The following is an 18,829-nucleotide window of genomic DNA, read 5'->3' on the forward strand; positions in this document are numbered from 1 at the left end:
GGTCGATTCCGACCGGGCCCCTCCCGCGTTGCCGTTGGACGCGTGGACGCGCGCGTCAGGACTTGACGCGGACCTCGTCGCGCAGCTTCGACGTGATGTCGATCGCCTTCTCCTTGCCGACCCCGGTACCGGCGTTGTCGCCCGGGGAGACCATGGCGATCGTGCTGTAGTCGGCCCAGGCGCAGAACCAGTCGGTCGACTCCTTCTTGGTGAGCGCGTTGGTGGCCTTGGTCGACTGGCACTTGGCGACCGTGCCGTCGATCTCGACCTCCTCGGGCTCGCCGACCAGCTCGGCGTTCTGCATGCCGCCGGTGTCGCTGGTGGAGCTGTCCTTGACTTCCTTCTGGATGTTGGCGAAGAACTTGTCCAGGGTCGCCTGGGGGTCGTCGATCTTGCCGTAACCGCCCACCATCGTGAAGCCCTTGGCGGTCAGCAGCTCCGACTTGTCGGGCAGCGTGGACGGGTCCTGGGGGTCGTAGCCGCTGAGGTCGGCGGTCGACCACTGCCCGATCACGGCGGTGCCTTCCTTGACGCCGCTCTTCTCCATGTCCTTCGCGGTGTCGGAGTCACCGCTCTCCTGGCCCTGGACCTTCGTGTACTCGCCGAGCGCCTTCGCGGGCGTCGTCAGCTTGTGCGCGCCGTCGTCCTCCAGGCCGCCCGCGCCACCGCCCCCGCCGATCACGAAGTAGGCCCCCACGCCGATCGCCGCCACGACGGCGACCGCGCCGATGATCAGACCGGCCTTCTTCTTGCCGCCACCGCCCGGAGCCGGCGGCTGGGGCATGCCGTACGGCTGCTGACCGTAGGGCGGCTGCTGGCCGTACGGGGGCTGCTGGCCGTAGGGGGGAGCCTGCGGCGGGACGCCGCCCTGCTGGGGCTGTTGCGGGTAGCCGTAGCCCGGCTGCTGCGGGGGAGGCGTCTGCTGGGGGTAGCCGTAGCCGGGCTGGGGAGCCTGCGGCGGCTGCTGACCGTACGGGCCCGGCTGGCCGTACGGTCCGGGCTGCTGGGGCTGCCCGCCGTACGGGCCCGGCTGGTTGTGGCTCATTGCTGGGTTCCCCCTCGGATGCTTTACGTGGTTCTGACATCCTGACTCAGAGCCGGCGTGCGCAGGTCACCGGGGGCCGCACCGTTACAGAAGAAACGCGTTTCGGGACAGTGCCGTGACGCCCGTAAACTGACCCCCGTGACCGAGAACTCTCAGCAGCCGCAGCCCGCACCCAGCACCGAACTGCCGACCCAGTACACGCCGGCCGAGGTAGAGGGGCAGCTGTACGAGCGCTGGGTAGAACGGGGTTACTTCGAGGCCGACGCCAAGAGCGACAAGCCGCCGTACACCGTCGTCATCCCGCCGCCGAACGTCACGGGCAGTCTGCACCTCGGGCACGCCTTCGAGCACACGCTCATCGACGCCCTGACCCGCCGCAAGCGCATGCAGGGCTTCGAGACGCTGTGGCAGCCCGGCATGGACCACGCCGGCATCGCCACCCAGAACGTCGTCGAGCGGGAGCTGGGCAAGGAGGGCAAGTCCCGGCACGACCTCGGCCGGGAGGCCTTCGTCGAGCGCGTCTGGCAGTGGAAGAGCGAGTCCGGAGGGCAGATTTCCGGCCAGATGCGCCGCCTCGGCGACGCGGTCGCCTGGTCGCGCGAGCGCTTCACGATGGACGAGGGCCTCTCCCAGGCCGTCCAGACCATTTTCAAGCGGCTCTACGACGACGAGCTGATCTACCGCGCCGAGCGCATCATCAACTGGTGCCCGCGCTGCCTGACCGCGATCTCCGACATCGAGGTCGAGTACCAGGACGACGACGGCGAGCTGGTCTCCATGAAGTACGGGGAGGGCGACGAGACCATCGTCGTCGCCACCACCCGCGCGGAGACGATGCTCGGCGACACCGCCGTCGCCGTCCACCCCGAGGACGAGCGCTACAAGCACCTGGTCGGCAAGCTCATCAGGCTGCCGCTGACCGACCGCTCCATCCCGGTCGTCGCCGACGAGCACGTCGACCCCGAGTTCGGCACCGGCGCCGTCAAGGTGACGCCCGCACACGACCCGAACGACTTCGAGATCGGCCAGCGGCACGGCCTGCCCTCCATCGCCGTGATGGACGAGCACGCCGTCATCACCGCCCACGGCCCCTTCCAGGGCCAGGACCGCCTGGAGGCCCGCTCCGCCATCGTCGCCGCGCTGCGCGCCGAGGGCCGGATCGTCGCCGAGAAGCGGCCCTACGTCCACAGCGTCGGCCACTGCTCGCGCTGCAAGACCACCATCGAGCCGCGCCTGTCCATGCAGTGGTGGGTCAAGGTCGGCCCGCTGGCGAAGGCCGCCGGCGACGCGGTCCGCGACGGCAAGGTCAAGATCCACCCGCAGGAGATGGAGAAGCGGTACTTCGACTGGGTCGACAACCTCCACGACTGGTGCATCTCGCGCCAGCTGTGGTGGGGCCATCGCATCCCCGTCTGGTACGGGCCGAACGGTGAGGTCGTCTGCGTCGGCCCGGACGAGGAACCGCCGACCGGCGAGGGCTGGTACCAGGACTCCGACGTCCTGGACACCTGGTTCTCCTCCGGCCTGTGGCCGTTCTCCACGCTCGGCTGGCCCGAGCAGACCGAGTCGCTCGCGAAGTTCTACCCGAACTCCGTCCTGGTCACCGGCTACGACATCCTCTTCTTCTGGGTCGCCCGGATGATGATGTTCGGCCTCTACGCGATGGACGGCACCCCGCCGTTCCACACCATCGCCCTGCACGGCATGGTCCGTGACCAGAACGGCAAGAAGATGTCCAAGTCCTTCGGGAACGTGGTGAACCCGCTGGACTGGATGGACAAGTACGGCTCCGACGCCCTGCGCTTCACTCTCGCGCGCGGCGCCAACCCGGGCGTCGACGTCCCGATCGGCGAGGACTGGGTCCAGGGCTCCCGGAACTTCGCCAACAAGATCTGGAACGCCACCCGCTTCGCGCTGATGAACGGCGCGACGGTCGAGGGCCCGCTGCCGGACGCCTCGCGGATGTCGTCCACGGACCGCTGGATCCTCTCCCGGCTCAACTCGGTCGTCGCCGAGGTCGACGCGTACTACGAGGACTACCAGTTCGCGAAGCTCTCGGACGCGCTGTTCCACTTCGCCTGGGACGAGGTCTTCGACTGGTACGTCGAGCTGTCCAAGACCACCTTCCAGGCGGGCGGCGAGGCGGCCGAGGTCTCCAAGCGGGTCCTCGGCGAGGTCCTGGACGTGACGCTGCGTCTCCTCCACCCGGTCGTCCCCTTCGTCACCGAGACGCTGTGGACGACGCTCACGGGTGGCGAGTCGGTCGTCATCGCCGAGTGGCCGTCCGACTCCGGCTTCCGGGACGCCGACGCCGAGCGGGAGATCGAGACCGTCCAGTCCGTCATCACCGAGGTCCGCCGCTTCCGTGCCGACCAGGGGCTCCAGCCCGGTCAGCGGGTCCCGGCCCGGCTCACCCTCGCGGGCAGCGCGCTCGCGGCCCACGAGGCGGCCGTCCGGCAGCTGCTGCGGCTCCAGCCGGAGGGCGACGGTTTCGCCGCGACGGCGACGCTGCCGGTCGCGGGGGTCGAGGTCGCCCTCGACCTCTCCGGTGTCATCGACTTCGCCGCGGAGCGCAAGCGGCTGGCGAAGGACCTCGCCGCCGCCGAGAAGGAGAAGGCCCAGGCGAACGCCAAGCTCGGCAACGAGGCGTTCCTCGCCAAGGCGCCGGACCACGTGGTGGACAAGATCCGCGGCCGCCTGACCAAGGCGGACGAGGACATCACCCGCATCACCGCCCAGCTGGACAAGCTGCCGGAGGCGTAGGCGCCGTTGCACGTCGATGAAGGTCCCCGGAGCATTCTGCGCCGGGGACCTTCGTTACCTAGGGGCGCGGGGAACTGCGCGACCAGCCACGACGCCGCTGCACTCGCCGCGAGACCCAAGCCACCCCACTCCGTCGGCGCCCCGCAGGGGGTCGCGCAGCCCGGCGCTACGGGGTGCCGCCGCGCCCACCCGTGCCGCCCCAGCGGCACGACTGCCCGCGGCTAGGCGGGTACGTAGACTGTCCCCGTGAGCGACAACCCCGGCGAGAACGACCAGCCCGACCCCTCCGACCCCTCCGACCCCACCCACGACTTCGACGAGATCATCGCGGCGGAGACCACCCGCGACCCCGACCTCGCCGTCATCGAGGCCGGCAGCCGCACCCTGCGCACCCAGGGCGGCCCCCCGGAGGCCGACGTCCCCGGGCGCCCCGAGGACCCCGAGGTCGACGCGGCACTGCGCGCCGTCGAGACGGAGCTGGCGTCCCGCTGGGGCGAGACCAAGCTGGAGCCGTCCGTCACCAGGATCGCCGCGCTGATGGACGTACTGGGCGAGCCGCAGCGCTCGTACCCCTCCATCCACATCACCGGGACCAACGGCAAGACCTCCACCGCCCGCATGATCGAGGCCCTGCTAGGCGCCTTCGAGCTGCGCACCGGGCGGTACACCTCGCCGCACGTGCAGTCGATCACCGAGCGGATCAGCCTGGACGGGGCGCCGATCTCCGCCGAGCGGTTCGTCGAGACGTACGAGGACGTCAAGCCGTACGTCGAGATGGTCGACGGGCAGCAGGAGTACCGGCTGTCGTTCTTCGAGGTGCTGACCGGCATGGCGTACGCCGCCTTCGCCGACGCACCCGTGGACGTGGCCGTCGTCGAGGTCGGGATGGGCGGCTCCTGGGACGCCACCAACGTCATCGACGGGGACGTCGCCGTCGTCACCCCCATCGACCTGGACCACACCGACCGGCTCGGTGAGACGCCCGGCGAGATCGCGGTCGAGAAGTCCGGGATCATCAAGCAGGACGCGACCGTGATCCTGGCCCAGCAGCCGGTGGACGCGGCGCAGGTGATGCTGAAGAAGGCCGTGGACGTCAACGCCACCGTGGCCCGCGAGGGGCTGGAGTTCGGCGTCGTCGCCCGCGAGGTCGCCGTCGGCGGACAGCTGGTCACCCTGCGCGGACTCGGCGGCGAGTACACCGAGGTCTACCTGCCGCTGCACGGCGCCCACCAGGCGCACAACGCGGCTGTCGCGCTGGCCGCCGTCGAGGCGTTCTTCGGCGTCGGCGCGCAGCGCCCCGAGCCGCTGGACGTCGACACCGTGCGCAAGGCCTTCGCCTCCGTCGCCTCGCCGGGGCGGATGGAGGTGGTGCGGCGCTCACCGACCGTGGTGCTCGACGCCGCGCACAACCCGGCCGGCGCCCGGGTCACCGCCGAGGCGGTGGGGGAGGCCTTCCAGTTCAGCCGCCTCATCGGGGTCGTCGGCGCCAGCGCCGACAAGAACGTACGGGGGCTGCTGGAAGCCTTCGAGCCGGTCTTCGCCGAGGTCGTCGTCACCCAGAACTCCAGCCATCGCGCGATGGACGCCGACGAGCTGGCCGCGGTCGCCGTCGAGGTCTTCGGCGACGACCGCGTCCAGGTCGAGCCGCGGCTGCCGGACGCCCTGGAGGCCGCGATCACGCTGGCCGAGGAGGAGGGCGAGTTCGCGGGCGGCGGTGTGCTCGTCACCGGTTCCGTCATCACCGTCGGCGAGGCCCGACTGCTCCTGAGGAGGGGCTGAGAAACCGTGCGTACGCTCTGTGCTTCGACGCTGATCGGCGAGTTCTTCGTGATCGGCTTCGCCGGACTGGTCGCCATGAAGGACCCGGACCTGTCCATGGGGACGGTGTGGACGGTCAGCGGCATCGCGATGGTCCTCAGCGTGCTGCTGTGCGGGGTCATCACCCGGCCCGGCGGGATCGCCCTCGGCTGGGCGCTGCAGATCGCGCTGATCGCCGCCGGCTTCGTGGTGCCGACCATGTTCTTCCTCGGCGCGATCTTCGCCGCCCTGTGGTGGGCCTCCGTGCACTACGGGCGGAAGATCGACGAGGCGAAGGCGCGGTTCGCAGCTCAGCAGGCGTAGCAGGCCACTGTAGGCGCCGGGTGCTTTACTGATTGAGGCACCCGGACCTTCCCCGCACACGCGGGGATGTTCCCGGCTTACCTTTGTGCTCGCGGTACTGCGCGTCCTGCTCCCCGCACACAGCGGGGATTTTGGGAGCGGTCCGGGTGCCAGCCGCACTGACCGACCCGGTAGCCTCAGGCCATTCGACTCTCTGGCCTGCAAGGAGCCGCACATCATGACCCAGCGCACTCTCGTCCTCCTGAAGCCGGACGCCGTCCGCCGCTCGCTGGTCGGCGAGATCATCAGCCGTATCGAGCGCAAGGCCGGCTGGCAGATCACCGCGTTGGAGCAGCGGGCCCTGGACCGTGCCCTCCTTGAGCAGCACTACGCCGAACACGTCGGCCGGCCGTTCTACGAGCCGCTGGTCGAGTTCATGGCGTCCGGGCCGGTCGTGGCCATGGTCGTCGAGGGCGAGCGGGTCATCGAGGGCGTGCGCGCGCTGGCCGGCCCGACCGACCCGATCGCCGCCGCCCCGGGCTCCATCCGCGGGGACTACGGTGTGATCGTCCGCGAGAACCTGATCCACGCCTCCGACTCCGAGGAGTCCGCCGAGCGCGAGCTGAAGATCTTCTTCCCGGGCCGGGTCTGATCCTTCTTCGGGACACGCCGGGAGCGCCTTTTTTCTGACGCCACGTCAGTCGAATGGACCGGGCGGAGCCGGGGCGGTCGCGTAAAAGCGACCGCCCTGTGGCATATGCGCGCCTGATCGGGGGAACGGATCCCACCGTTGGCCCGTCTCCACAAGCGAGGCGGTGCGCCATCTGCTGACAATGGCGAAGACCCTCGCGCAGTGTTCGCGAAAGCGCGTCTACGATAGAAGCCTCCACGCGTCACTGCACCCACTTCGCCTACCTGAAAAGCCCTCAAAAGCTCCTGGGAAGGCCAGTCGAATCCTGATGGGGAACTCAATGTCGTTCATCGGCCGTGACATGGCTGTCGACCTCGGGACCGCCAACACGCTGGTGTACGTCAGGGGTCGCGGGATCGTACTCAACGAGCCGTCCGTCGTCGCGATCAACACCAACACCGGTGGCATCCTCGCGGTCGGCGCCGAAGCGAAGAAGATGATCGGGCGCACGCCCGGCAACATCGTTGCCGTGCGCCCGCTGAAGGACGGCGTCATCGCCGACTTCGAGATCACCGAGCGGATGCTCCGCTACTTCATCCTGAAGATCCACAAGCGGCGGTATCTGGCTCGGCCGCGGGTCGTCGTCTGTGTGCCCTCGGGCATCACCGGCGTCGAGCGCCGCGCCGTCATCGAGGCGTCGTCCCAGGCCGGCGCCCGACAGGTGCACATCATCGAGGAGCCCATGGCCGCGGCCATCGGCTCCGGCCTGCCGGTCCACGAGGCCACGGGCAACATGGTGGTGGACATCGGCGGCGGCACCACGGAGGTCGCGGTCATCTCGCTCGGCGGCATCGTCACGGCCCAGTCCATCCGCGTCGCGGGTGACGAGCTGGACAACGCGATCATCCAGCACGTGAAGAAGGAGTACAGCCTTCTGCTGGGTGAGCGCACGGCCGAACAGATCAAGATCACGATCGGTTCGGCGTACGACCTCGACTCCGACGAGCACACCGAAATCCGCGGCCGGGACCTCGTCTCCGGGCTGCCCAAGACCGTCGTGATCTCCGCCGCCGAAGTGCGCAAGGCGATCGAGGAGCCGGTCAACGCGATCGTCGACGCCGTCAAGACCACCCTCGACAAGTGTCCGCCGGAGCTGTCCGGCGACATCATGGACCGGGGCATCGTCCTGACCGGCGGCGGCGCGCTGCTGCGCGGGCTCGACGAACGGCTGCGCCGGGAGACCGGGATGCCGATCCACATCGCCGAGGACCCGCTGGACAGCGTGGCGCTCGGCAGCGGCAAGTGCGTCGAGGAGTTCGAGGCGCTCCAGCAGGTGCTGGACGCCTCGCCCCGCAGATGACGTAACACTTCGGTTCCGCCGTACGAGACGATCTCCTCTCGTGCGGCGGATCGTTGATATAGAGGGTTGCGGTACCGGATGCGCGTGAAGCGCCCGACGTACCGAATCAGCTCAATTCCTGAACACCGCCACGTACATTCCGAGATTCCCGAATTTCGACGAGGAAGGCACGGCCGCCGCACGTGAGGGACACGAAAGAGAGCCGGCTGCTCCTGGTGCTGCTGATCGCCATCGCGTTCGCACTGATCACGGTGGACATCCGCGGTGGGGAGGACTCCCCGGTCGACGGTGCCCGGCAGGCCGCGGCCAACGTCTTCGGTCCGATCGAGAACGGGGTCTCGTCCGCGGTCGACCCGGTCGGCAACGCGGTCTCCGCGATCCGAGACTCCGGCGACCGGCACGACCGGCTCGCGCGGCTGGAGACGGAGAACGCGGCCCTGAAGGCGAAGCTCGGCAGCGACGAGCGCGGCCGCAGCCGGCTGAAGCAGTTCGACAAGATGCTCGGGCTCGCCGGGGCCGGGCAGTACGGCATCAAGGGTGCCCAGGTCATCGCCATAGGAGCGGCCCAGGGCTTCTCCTGGACCATCACCATCGACGTCGGCGCCAACGACGGCGTCAAGCGCGACATGACCGTCCTCAACGGCGACGGCCTCGTCGGACGCGTGACCACCGTCGGCCCCAACACCGCCACCGTGCTGCTCGCCAACGACCCGGACTTCACCGTCGGCACCCGGATGGAGTCCGGCGACGAACTCGGCTTCGCCTCCGGCCAGGGCAGCCGCCCCCTGCGCGTCGAACTCCTCAACGGCAAGGCCGACGTCAAGAAGGGCGACCGCCTCGTCACCTTCGGCTCCCAGGCCGACAAGCCCTTCGTGCCGGGCGTGCCCGTCGGCACCATCACCCGCGTCGACCCCAACGGCGGCGACCTGACCCGCATCCTCGACGTCACGCCGTTCGTCAGCTTCACCAAGCTCGACATCGTCGGCGTCGTCGTCCAGGCCCCGGAGAAGGACCCGCGCGACACGGTGCTCCCGGAGAAGAAGCAGCCGAAGCCCACGCCGACCGTGACGGTCACCGTCACCCCCGGGGCCGACCCGGAGGGCCAGGCCCAGAACGACGAGGCCGGCCAGGACGACGCGACCGGCCAGAACGACCAGACAGAGCAGCAGAACGAGCAGCCCGAGCCGTAGGAGCCTTCACCCCATGCGCGTCAACCGGATCCTGCTGTCCGTCGCCCTGGTCGTCGTCGCCCTGGTGATCCAGGTGAGCGTCCTCGCCCGCCTCCACCTGCCCGGCGCCGTCCCCGACCTGCTGCTGCTCACCGTCCTCGGTCTCGCCCTGGTCTACGGCCACGTCGGCGGCGCCCTCGTCGGCTTCGGCGCCGGACTCCTCGCCGACCTCGCCCCGCCCGCCGACCACGCCGCCGGCCGCTACGCCCTCGTGCTCTGCGTCATCGGCTACCTCGCCGGACTCGCCAAACCGGACAACGGACGGCTCCGCTCGGCCACCGGCCCCATGGTCGTGGTGGTCGCCGCCGCCATCGGCACCACCCTGCTCTACGCGGGCGTCGGCGCCCTCGTCGGCGACACCGCCGCCCGCCACGTCGGCCTGCCCAGCCTGCTGTTCACGGCCGCCCTGTACGACCTGCTGCTCGCGCCCTTCGTCGTCCCCGGCATCATGGCGCTCGCCCGCCGCGCCGAACACGACCCGCTGGCCGACACCAACTCCGCCGCCCAGAGCCCCGACATCTCCTCCGGCTGGCTCTCCTCGGGCACCGGCCTGCGTATCGGCAGACAGCGCAACGCGCTGCGGGTGAAGACGGCCCGCGCCCGCGTGGCCCGCGCCGGACGCATCAAGGGGGTCAAGCGGCTGTGACGACGCGGCAGCACACCAGTACCTACTTCTTCAGGGGGAGGCACCAGCAGTGACCAATATCCCCGAGACCGGCCGCAGCACCCGCGTCCAGACCCGGCTCGTCGTCATCCAGATCCTCGTCCTCTCCCTCCTCGCCACCCTCGGCGGCCGCCTCTGGTACCTCCAGATCCGCCAGGGCGACGAGTACGCGGCGGAGGCCTCCGGAAACCACGTCCAGCAGGTCGTCCAGCCCGCCACCCGCGGCTCGATCCTGGACGCCCGCGGCGTCGCACTCGCCGACAACGAGACCCGCCTCGTCGTCTCCGCCTCCCGCACCGACCTGCTGAAGATGAAGGACGACGGCAAGGCCGTCCTCACCAAGCTCGCCGGCGTCCTCGGCATGAAGCCCCAGGACGTCATCGACAAGGTCCGCCTCTGCGACGCCGAGACCCCGCAGCCCTGCTGGAACGGCTCGCCCTACCAGCCGATCCCCGTCACCGACGAGGCCACCGTCAAGCAGGCCCTGCAGATCCGCGAGCGCGCCGAGGACTTCCCCGGCATCACCGCCGAACCCATGGCCGTACGCCGCTACGCCGCCCCCGGCAAGTCCAACACCGCCCAGGTCCTCGGCTACCTCTCGCCGGTCACCGACGAGGAGCTGCAGAAGGCCGAGGACACCGACTCGCCCTACCTGCGCTCCGACCAGGTCGGCCGCTCCGGCCTGGAACGCCAGTACGACAAGGCGCTGCGCGGCAAGGCCGGCGTCACCCGCTACGAGGTCGACAACCTCGGCCGCGTCATCGGCGAGGCCGAGTCCGACCCGGGCACCCCCGGCTCCAACCTCGTCACCAGCATCGACGCCCGCGTCCAGCGGGTCGCCGAGTACGAGCTGAACGAGGCGATGAAGGTCGCCCGCAAACAGATGGACCGCAACACCAACCGGCTCTACGAGGCCGACGCGGGCGCGGTCGTGGTGATGGAGGCCAAGACCGGCCGCGTCGTCGCCATGGCCTCCAACCCCGACTACGACCCCAATGCCTGGGTCGGCGGCATCTCCGCCAAGGACTACAAGCAGCTCACCGGCAAGGAGTCCAACTACCCGCTGCTCAACCGCGCCACCCAGGGCCAGGCGGCCCCCGGCTCCATCTTCAAGGTGGTCTCCTCGGCCGCCGCGGTCGAGGCCGGCTACGAGTTCGACGGCAGGTACGACTGCTCCAGCGCCTACAACGTCGGCGGCCAGGTCTTCAAGAACTTCGAGTCGGCCAGCTACGGCCCGATCAGCCTCGGCCGCGCCCTGGAGCTCTCCTGCGACACCGTCTTCTACCGCCTGGCCCACCAGGAGTGGAAGAAGGACGGCGGGATGAACCCCAAGGACCCCAACGACTACTTCTACAAGGCCGCCCACCAGTTCGGCCTCGGCGACAAGACCGGCATCGACCTCCCCAACGAGGTCTCCGGCCGCGTCCCCGACCGCCAGTGGAAGCAGGACTACTGGGAGGCCAACAAGGACGCCTGGTGCAAGTCCGGCAAGAAGGACGGCTCCTACGTCGAGAAGATCGCGTACGAGAACTGCCACAGCGGCAACAAGATGCGCGCCGGTGACTCCATCAACTACTCCATCGGCCAGGGCGACACCCTCGTCACCCCCATCCAGATGGCCACCATCTACGCGGCCATCTCCAACGGCGGCACCCTCTACGACCCGAGCATCGGCAAGGCCGTAGTCAGCCCCGACGGCAAGACCGTCCGCGAGATCGAGCCCACGGCCCACGGCAAGCTGCCCATAAGCAAGACCACGCTGGCCAAGATGGACGAGGCCCTCGCCGGCGTCGCCAGCCGCGGCACCGCCGCCTGGCGGTTCGCCCAGGTCGGCTGGCCGCAGGACAAGATCCCGATGCACGCCAAGACCGGTACCGCCGAGGTCTACGGCAAGCAGACCACGTCCTGGTTCGCGACGTACACCAAGGACTACTCGATCGTCATGACGATCTCCCAGGGCGGCACCGGCTCCGGCGCCTCGGGACCTGCCGTCCGCAACATCTACGACGCGCTGTACGGCGTCTCCGACGACGGCGACATCGACCCGAAGAAGGCACTGCTGCCCAAGCCGCAGGCGAGCCTCCCGAAGATCAAGACGGACGGCACGATCCTGTCGCCGAAGATGCCGAAGGACGTCGTCAAGGAACTCCAGCCCGACGAGAAGGCCTCCCCGGACGAGGAGTACGCCCCCGTCGAGGAAGGGACCCAGCCGGCCACCACCCCCAACCAGAACGGGGAGAACCGCGACACCCGCCGCCACCGACGGCGAGGCGGCACCGGGCACGGCACCCGGCACGGCACCCGGCGGGGCACCCGGCGCGGCGGCAACGGAAGAAGCCGGAGGGCACGCGCATGACCGGCGACAGCTTCCACGTCTCCGGCTACGGCCCCGACAGGGGCGGCTGGAGCCGCCTCTTCGCCCGGGACTCGATGGCCCGGCGGCTCGACTGGCCGATACTGCTGGCCGCGGTCGCCCTGTCCCTGATGGGCTCGGTGCTCGTCTACTCGGCGACCCGCAACCGCACCGAGCTCAACCAGGGCGACCAGTACTACTTCCTCACCCGGCACCTGCTGAACACCGGCATCGGCCTCGCCCTGATGGTCGCCACCGTCTGGCTCGGCCACCGCGCCCTGCGCACCGCCGTGCCGCTCCTCTACGGCGCGTCCGTGGCCCTGATCCTGCTGGTGCTCACCCCGCTCGGCTCGACCATCAACGGCGCCCACTCCTGGATCAAGCTCCCCGGCGGCTTCTCCCTGCAGCCCTCGGAGTTCGTGAAGATCACGATCATCCTGGGCATGGCGATGCTGCTGGCCGCCCGCGTCGACGCCGGGGACCGGCCCCACCCCGACCACCGCACCGTGCTCCAGGCCCTCGGCCTGGCCACCGTGCCGATGCTCATCGTGATGCTCATGCCCGACCTCGGGTCGGTCATGGTCATGGTCATCATCGTGCTCGGCATCCTGCTCGCCTCCGGCGCCAGCAACCGCTGGATCTTCGGCCTGCTCGGCGCCGGCACCGCGGGCGCGCTCGCCGTCTGGCAGCTCGGCATCCTGGACGACTACCAGATCGCCCGCTTCGCCGCCTTCGCCAACCCCGCCCTCGACCCCGCGGGCGTCGGCTACAACACCAACCAGGCCCGCATCGCCATCGGCTCCGGCGGACTCACCGGCTCCGGCCTCTTCGAGGGCTCCCAGACCACCGGCCGCTTCGTCCCCGAGCAGCAGACCGACTTCGTCTTCACCGTCGCCGGCGAGGAACTGGGCTTCCTCGGCGCCGGACTCATCATCGCCCTGCTCGGCGTGGTCCTCTGGCGCGCCTGCCGCATCGCCCGCAGCACCCCCGACCTGTACGGCACGGTGGTCGCCGCCGGGATCGTCGCGTGGTTCGCCTTCCAGACCTTCGAGAACGTCGGCATGACCCTCGGCATCATGCCGGTCACCGGCCTGCCCCTGCCCTTCGTCTCCTACGGCGGCTCCTCCATGTTCGCCGTCTGGATAGCGGTCGGCCTGCTCCAGTCGATCACCGTGCAGCGACCGATGTCGGCGTAGTCAAGCGCCCGGGGCGGGAGCGGTACGGCACCCGGGGCGGGAGCGGTACCGCGCCCGGGGCGAGCGGTAAGGGGGACCGGTCCGGCCGGGTTAGGCTGGATGGTCCCCCTTGTCAGCACACAAAGGTCCCGTGAGATGCCTGCCGAAGCCGCCGAGTCTGTGCCTTCTGTGTTTCCGCAGCTCGAAGCCCTGCTCCCGCATGTGCAGAAGCCGATCCAGTACGTCGGCGGAGAGCTGAACTCCACGGTCAAGGAATGGGAATCCTGCGACGTCCGCTGGGCCCTGATGTACCCCGACGCCTACGAGGTCGGCCTGCCCAACCAGGGCGTCATGATCCTCTACGAGGTGCTCAACGAACAGCAGGGCGTCCTCGCCGAGCGCACCTACAGCGTGTGGCCGGACCTCGAGGAGCTGATGCGGGAACACTCCGTCCCGCAGTTCACCGTCGACAGCCACCGCCCGGTCGGCGCCTTCGACGTCTTCGGCCTCTCCTTCTCCACGGAGCTGGGCTACACCAACATGCTCACCGCGCTCGATCTGGCGGGCATCCCCCTGGAGTCGGCGGACCGCGGCATCGACGACCCGATCGTCCTGGCCGGCGGCCACGCGGCCTTCAACCCCGAGCCGATCGCGGACTTCATCGACTGCGCGGTCATCGGCGACGGCGAGCAGGCCGTCCTGGAGGTCACCGCGATCATCCGCGCCTGGAAGGCGGAGGGCCGCCCCGGCGGCCGCGAGGAACTCCTCCTCCGCCTGTCCAAGACCGGCGGCGTCTACGTCCCCGCCTTCTACGACGTCGAGTACCTCCCCGACGGCCGCATCGCCCGCGTCGTCCCCAACCGCTCCGGCGTCCCGTGGCGGGTCAGCAAGCACACCGTCATGGACCTCGACGAGTGGCCCTACCCCAAGCAGCCCCTCGTCCCGCTCGCCGAGACCGTCCACGAGCGCATGTCGGTCGAGATCTTCCGCGGCTGCACCCGCGGCTGCCGCTTCTGCCAGGCCGGCATGATCACCCGCCCGGTGCGCGAGCGCTCCATCACCGGCATCGGCGAGATGGTCGACAAGGGCCTCAAGGCGACCGGCTTCGAGGAGGTCGGCCTGCTCTCCCTCTCCTCCGCCGACCACACGGAGATCGCCGACGTCGCCAAGGGCCTCGCCGACCGGTACGAGGAGGACAAGATCGGCCTGTCCCTCCCCTCCACCCGCGTCGACGCCTTCAACATCGACCTGGCCAACGAGCTGACCCGCAACGGCCGCCGCTCCGGCCTCACCTTCGCCCCCGAGGGCGGCTCCGAGCGCATCCGCAAGGTCATCAACAAGATGGTCTCCGAGGACGACCTCATCCGGACCGTCGCCACGGCCTACGGCAACGGCTGGCGCCAGGTGAAGCTGTACTTCATGTGCGGCCTGCCCACCGAGACCGACGACGACGTCCTCCAGATCGCCGACATGGCCACCCGCGTCATCGCCAAGGGCCGCGAGGTCTCCGGCTCCGGCGACATCCGCTGCACGGTCTCGATCGGCGGCTTCGTCCCCAAGCCCCACACCCCCTTCCAGTGGGCCCCGCAGCTCTCGGCGCAGGAGACGGACGAGCGCCTGGCCAAGCTCCGCGACAAGATCCGCGGCGACAAGAAGTACGGCCGCTCCATCGGCTTCCGCTACCACGACGGCAAGCCCGGCATCGTCGAGGGCCTCCTCTCCCGCGGCGACCGCCGCCTGGGCGCCGTCATCCGCGCCGTCTACGACGACGGCGGCCGCTTCGACGGCTGGCGCGAGCACTTCTCCTACGACCGCTGGATGGCCTGCGCCGACGAGGCCCTGGAGCCCACCGGCGTCGACGTCGACTGGTACACCACCCGCGAGCGCGGCTACGAGGAGGTCCTGCCCTGGGACCACCTGGACTCCGGTCTCGACAAGGAGTGGCTCTGGGAGGACTGGCAGGACGCCCTCGACGAGACCGAGGTCGACGACTGCCGCTGGACCCCGTGCTTCGACTGCGGCGTCTGCCCGGCGATGGACACCGAGATCCAGGTCGGCCCGACCGGCAAGAAGCTGCTGCCGTTGACGGTGAAGTGACGCAGGTCACGAGTTGTTCGTGACATACGGTCAGTTTGCCTTGCTTCGAACCCGTGGACGAGATCGTGAAGCGTCGTCTTGGATGGTGGAGGGGTGCGGGTACGGGGTTCTTCTTGTGAACCTGGGGTGGACGGACTGTGCGTTTCGGCGGATCCGGGTGCCCTTCGACAAGTGAAAAGCAGTCGGCGGACCGCAGCCTTCAGCCCGCAAGGCCGGACGATCCCTAGGACTGCGATGAACGCACGTGGCAAGATCGTTACACCTCCGAACCGCCTCAGACGGGGCGCATCCCGGCGTGTCGCCGGGGTCAGGGCCGCGGCGCTGCTCGGCGTGGCGCCGCTGCTGTTCCTGGCCGCCGCTCCGACGCACGCGGTGGTCGGTCAGCCCGACGGCGGGGCCGACTACGGCTTCACCGCCCGGCTCGTGGTCGGCGACCACCAGCGGGGCTGCTCGGGCTCGCTGGTCACCCCCGAGTGGGTGCTCACGGCGGCCAGTTGCTTCGTCGACAACCCCGCCTCCGACCTCTCGCTGCCGGCCGGGCCGCCCCCGCTGAAGACCGTCGCGACCGTGGGCGACGGCCAGGCCCGCACCGTGGTGGAGCTCCGTCCGCACGGTGAGCGCGACCTCGTGCTGGCCCGTCTCGCGCAGCCCGTGCGGGGTGTGGCGCCCGTTCCGGTGGCCGCCACCGCGCCCGCCGCCGGACAGGAACTGACCGTCGCGGGACACGGCCGCACGGCGAGCGAGTGGGTGCCGCTCGAAAGGCACACCGGGACGTTCGCCGTCACCGCCGTCGACGGCGGCGACCTCACCCTCGCCGGGAAGAACGGCGCGTCGGTCTGCCAGGGCGACGCCGGTGGTCCCGCCGTGGGCACGGTGGACGGCACGCTCGCGCTGGTCGCGGTCAGCAGCCGCTCCAACCAGGTGGGCTGCTTCGGCAACGAGGCCCCGGAGGGGACCGCCGCCAGTGCGGTCAGCACGCGCGTCGACGACGTCCGGGACTGGATCACCGCCACCGCCCGGTCCACCCCGAGGGCCGACTTCAACGGTGACGGCCGCAGCGACGTGGGCGTGCTCTACGACAACGGCGCCACCACGAGCGGGGGCTTCGGCACCACGATCTGGTCGCTGACCAGCGGGGAGTCCGGCTTCGCCGCGCCGCAGCGCCGGTGGGACAGCGCGGACTTCGGCAGCTGGAACGCGAGCCGCTCGAAGACGTTCGCCGGTGACTTCGACGGCGACGGCCGCAGCGACATCGGCGTGCTCTACGACAACGGCGCGCGACCGGACGGCACCGGCAACCGCACCGCGCTGTGGACGTTCACCAACACCGGTGCCGGCTTCGCCGAGCCGGTGAGGGTGTGGGACAGCCTGGACGGCGGCAGTTGGACGTGGAGCCGCTCCGAACCGGTCGTCGGTGACTTCGACGGTGACGGCCGCGACGACGTCGGCGTGCTGTACGACAACGGCGCTCGCACGGACGGCGGCGGGAACCGCACGACGCTGTGGACGCTGCGGAGCACGGGTTCCGGTTTCGCCAAGCCGGTCATGGCGTGGGACAGCGCGGTCAGCGGCAGCTGGTCCGGGGACAAGTCGAAGCCGGTCTCCGGTGACTTCGACGGCGACGGCCGCGGTGACGTCGGTGTGCTGTACGACTACGGTGCGCGGGCGGACGGCACCGGCAACCGCACCGGCCTGTGGACGCTCAGGAGCACGGGTGCCGGCTTCGCCAAGCCGGTGAAGGTCTGGGACAGCGGCGACGGCGCGGGCAGCTGGACCTGGAGCAGCTCCGAGCTGGTCTCCGGCGACTTCGACGGTGACGGCCGCGGTGACGTCGGCGTGCTGTACGACAACGGCGTACGCGCGGACGGCGGCGGGAACCGCACGACGCTGTGGACGCTGCGGAGCACGGGTTCCGGTTTCGCCAAGCCGGTCGTGGCGTGGGACAGCGCGGTCAGCGGCAGCTGGTCCTGGAGCAGGTCGAAGCCGGTCGCGGGCGATTTCGACGGTGACGGCCGCGGTGACGTCGGTGTGCTGTACGACTACGGTGCGCGGGCGGACGGTACCGGCAACCGCACCGGCCTGTGGACGCTGAGCAGCACGGGTGCCGGCTTCGCCAAGCCGGTGAAGGTGTGGGACAGCGGCGACGGCGGCAGCTGGACCTGGTCGCGGAGCGACCTCGCCTGAGCGACGCCTGCCCTGAACCGAACCGCCACGACGGTCGGACGCCGGACGGCGTCCCGTCGTGGCGGTTCGTGTACCGGCGGGAACCCGCAGCGGCCGGAACGCGTACTCTAGAGGAGAGGGCCGGGCGCCACGCCCCCGTCGAGGTGAGGGTGATGCCCGTCCCGCCGGCCGTACACAAGGAGAAGTTCCCCTGGGCAAGCGACAGCCCGTAGGCCCGCCGCCCGTTCCCGCGGTGCAGCGCATTCGACTGCGCTACACCAAGCGCGGCCGCCTCCGGTTCACCAGCCACCGTGACTTCCAGCGCGCCTTCGAGCGTGCGCTGCGCCGCGCCGAGGTGCCGATGGCGTACTCGGCGGGGTTCACCCCGCACCCGAAGGTGTCGTACGCCAATGCCGCACCCACCGGCACGGGCAGTGAGGCGGAGTACCTGGAGATCGCGCTCACCGAAGCGCGCGATCCGGAGCGGCTGAGGCTGCTCCTCGACGAGTCGCTGCCCGCCGGGCTCGACGTCGTCGACGCGGTCGAGGCCCGGACCTCCGGGCTCGCCGACCGGCTGACGGCCTCCGTGTGGGAGCTGCGGCTGGAGGGTGTGGAGCCCGCCGAGGCGGAGAGGGCCGTCGCGGCCTTCGACGCGGCCCCGGTGGTGGAGGTGCAGCGCCGTACGAAGAACGGCGTCCGCACCTTCGACACCCGCTCCGCCGTCGCGCATCTGGAGAGCGTCACCACGCACGGTTCACCGGCTGATAGGCCCAGCGACCGGCCCTGTGCGATACTGCGGCTGGTTGTTCGGCACGTGACGCCTGCCGTACGACCCGACGACGTCCTGTCCGGTCTTCGCGCCGTGGCCGACCTGGCGCCGCCGGTCCCCGCAGCGGTGACCAGGCTGGCGCAGGGGCTGTTCGATGAAGAGACCGGTGCGGTGACCGACCCGCTCGCGCCCGACCGCGAGGCAGAAGCGCCCGAGCCGCATCCGGCCGCCGCTTCCGCCGCCGCGAAGGCGCCGGCGTAAGGAAGGTTCCGCGTAGGGACGGACGTCGTAGCGCCGCCCTCGAACTCGGGAGCCACCTGGGTCGGGCAGCGCACCGACCACAAGACTTTCGCCAGGCCGTGCACGACAAGGGGTACGGAACCGGCGAGACAAGACACGGATGAGCTTCCGAGCGGCGCCCGCGCCCCGGACGGCGGCGACCGCGCATCGCGCGAGCCGCGGACGTCACCGGCGGTCGAC

The 18,829-nt window shown here is 70.3% G+C and carries 13 protein-coding genes; 12 read left to right on the forward strand and 1 reads right to left on the reverse strand.

The features are described 5' to 3' along the window. Nucleotides 1-55 precede the first annotated feature (55 nt). Nucleotides 56-1,045, reverse strand: a complete 990-nt coding sequence (locus ACFV9J_RS26795) for a hypothetical protein (RefSeq protein ID WP_385357957.1) — start codon at nucleotides 1,043-1,045, stop codon at nucleotides 56-58. A 138-nt stretch (nucleotides 1,046-1,183) separates the two neighbouring features. On the opposite strand from ACFV9J_RS26795, the gene ACFV9J_RS26800 reads away from it, so the two are divergent. The 12 genes from ACFV9J_RS26800 (at nucleotide 1,184) to ACFV9J_RS26855 (ending at nucleotide 18,610) form a co-directional block, all read left to right on the forward strand. Next, the gene (locus tag ACFV9J_RS26800; protein ID WP_385357960.1) at nucleotides 1,184-3,808 is read left to right on the forward strand and encodes a valine--tRNA ligase; all 2,625 of its coding nucleotides are present in this window, start codon (nucleotides 1,184-1,186) and stop codon (nucleotides 3,806-3,808) included. 246 nt (nucleotides 3,809-4,054) lie between these two features. Then, nucleotides 4,055-5,587, forward strand: a complete 1,533-nt coding sequence (locus ACFV9J_RS26805; protein ID WP_385357962.1) for a bifunctional folylpolyglutamate synthase/dihydrofolate synthase — start codon at nucleotides 4,055-4,057, stop codon at nucleotides 5,585-5,587. Between the two features lie 6 nt (nucleotides 5,588-5,593). Continuing rightward, entirely contained in the window at nucleotides 5,594-5,929 is a 336-nt protein-coding gene (locus tag ACFV9J_RS26810; protein ID WP_385357964.1) for a DUF4233 domain-containing protein, read from the forward strand. A 217-nt stretch (nucleotides 5,930-6,146) separates the two neighbouring features. Beyond that, nucleotides 6,147-6,560, forward strand: coding sequence for a nucleoside-diphosphate kinase (gene ndk / locus ACFV9J_RS26815; protein WP_385357967.1), 414 nt, complete (start codon nucleotides 6,147-6,149; stop codon nucleotides 6,558-6,560). 319 nt (nucleotides 6,561-6,879) lie between these two features. After that, entirely contained in the window at nucleotides 6,880-7,899 is a 1,020-nt protein-coding gene (locus ACFV9J_RS26820; protein WP_007449816.1) for a rod shape-determining protein, read from the forward strand. A 182-nt stretch (nucleotides 7,900-8,081) separates the two neighbouring features. Further along, nucleotides 8,082-9,089 (forward strand): rod shape-determining protein MreC, encoded by a 1,008-nt coding sequence (mreC, locus tag ACFV9J_RS26825; RefSeq protein WP_385357969.1) that lies wholly within the window; start codon nucleotides 8,082-8,084, stop codon nucleotides 9,087-9,089. Nucleotides 9,090-9,102: 13 nt separating this feature from the next. Beyond that, the gene (mreD, locus tag ACFV9J_RS26830) at nucleotides 9,103-9,774 is read left to right on the forward strand and encodes a rod shape-determining protein MreD (protein ID WP_385357971.1); all 672 of its coding nucleotides are present in this window, start codon (nucleotides 9,103-9,105) and stop codon (nucleotides 9,772-9,774) included. 49 nt (nucleotides 9,775-9,823) lie between these two features. Then, a complete protein-coding gene (gene mrdA / locus ACFV9J_RS26835; protein ID WP_385357974.1) occupies nucleotides 9,824-12,148 on the forward strand; it encodes a penicillin-binding protein 2 in 2,325 nt (774 codons plus the stop codon). Next, nucleotides 12,145-13,341 (forward strand): rod shape-determining protein RodA, encoded by a 1,197-nt coding sequence (gene rodA, locus ACFV9J_RS26840; protein WP_385357976.1) that lies wholly within the window; start codon nucleotides 12,145-12,147, stop codon nucleotides 13,339-13,341. Before mrdA ends, rodA begins: the two co-directional genes overlap by 4 nt. 135 nt (nucleotides 13,342-13,476) lie before the next feature. Further along, a complete protein-coding gene (locus ACFV9J_RS26845; protein ID WP_385357978.1) occupies nucleotides 13,477-15,417 on the forward strand; it encodes a TIGR03960 family B12-binding radical SAM protein in 1,941 nt (646 codons plus the stop codon). A 234-nt stretch (nucleotides 15,418-15,651) separates the two neighbouring features. Next, complete coding sequence (locus ACFV9J_RS26850) at nucleotides 15,652-17,601, forward strand: trypsin-like serine protease (RefSeq protein ID WP_385357979.1); 1,950 nt, start codon at nucleotides 15,652-15,654, stop codon at nucleotides 17,599-17,601. A gap of 232 nt (nucleotides 17,602-17,833) precedes the next feature. Further along, nucleotides 17,834-18,610, forward strand: coding sequence for a TIGR03936 family radical SAM-associated protein (locus ACFV9J_RS26855; RefSeq protein WP_385357981.1), 777 nt, complete (start codon nucleotides 17,834-17,836; stop codon nucleotides 18,608-18,610). The last annotated feature ends 219 nt before the right edge of the window (nucleotides 18,611-18,829 follow it).

Source organism: Streptomyces sp. NPDC059906, from assembly GCF_042730645.1.
GTDB lineage: Bacteria > Actinomycetota > Actinomycetes > Streptomycetales > Streptomycetaceae > Streptomyces > Streptomyces rubrogriseus.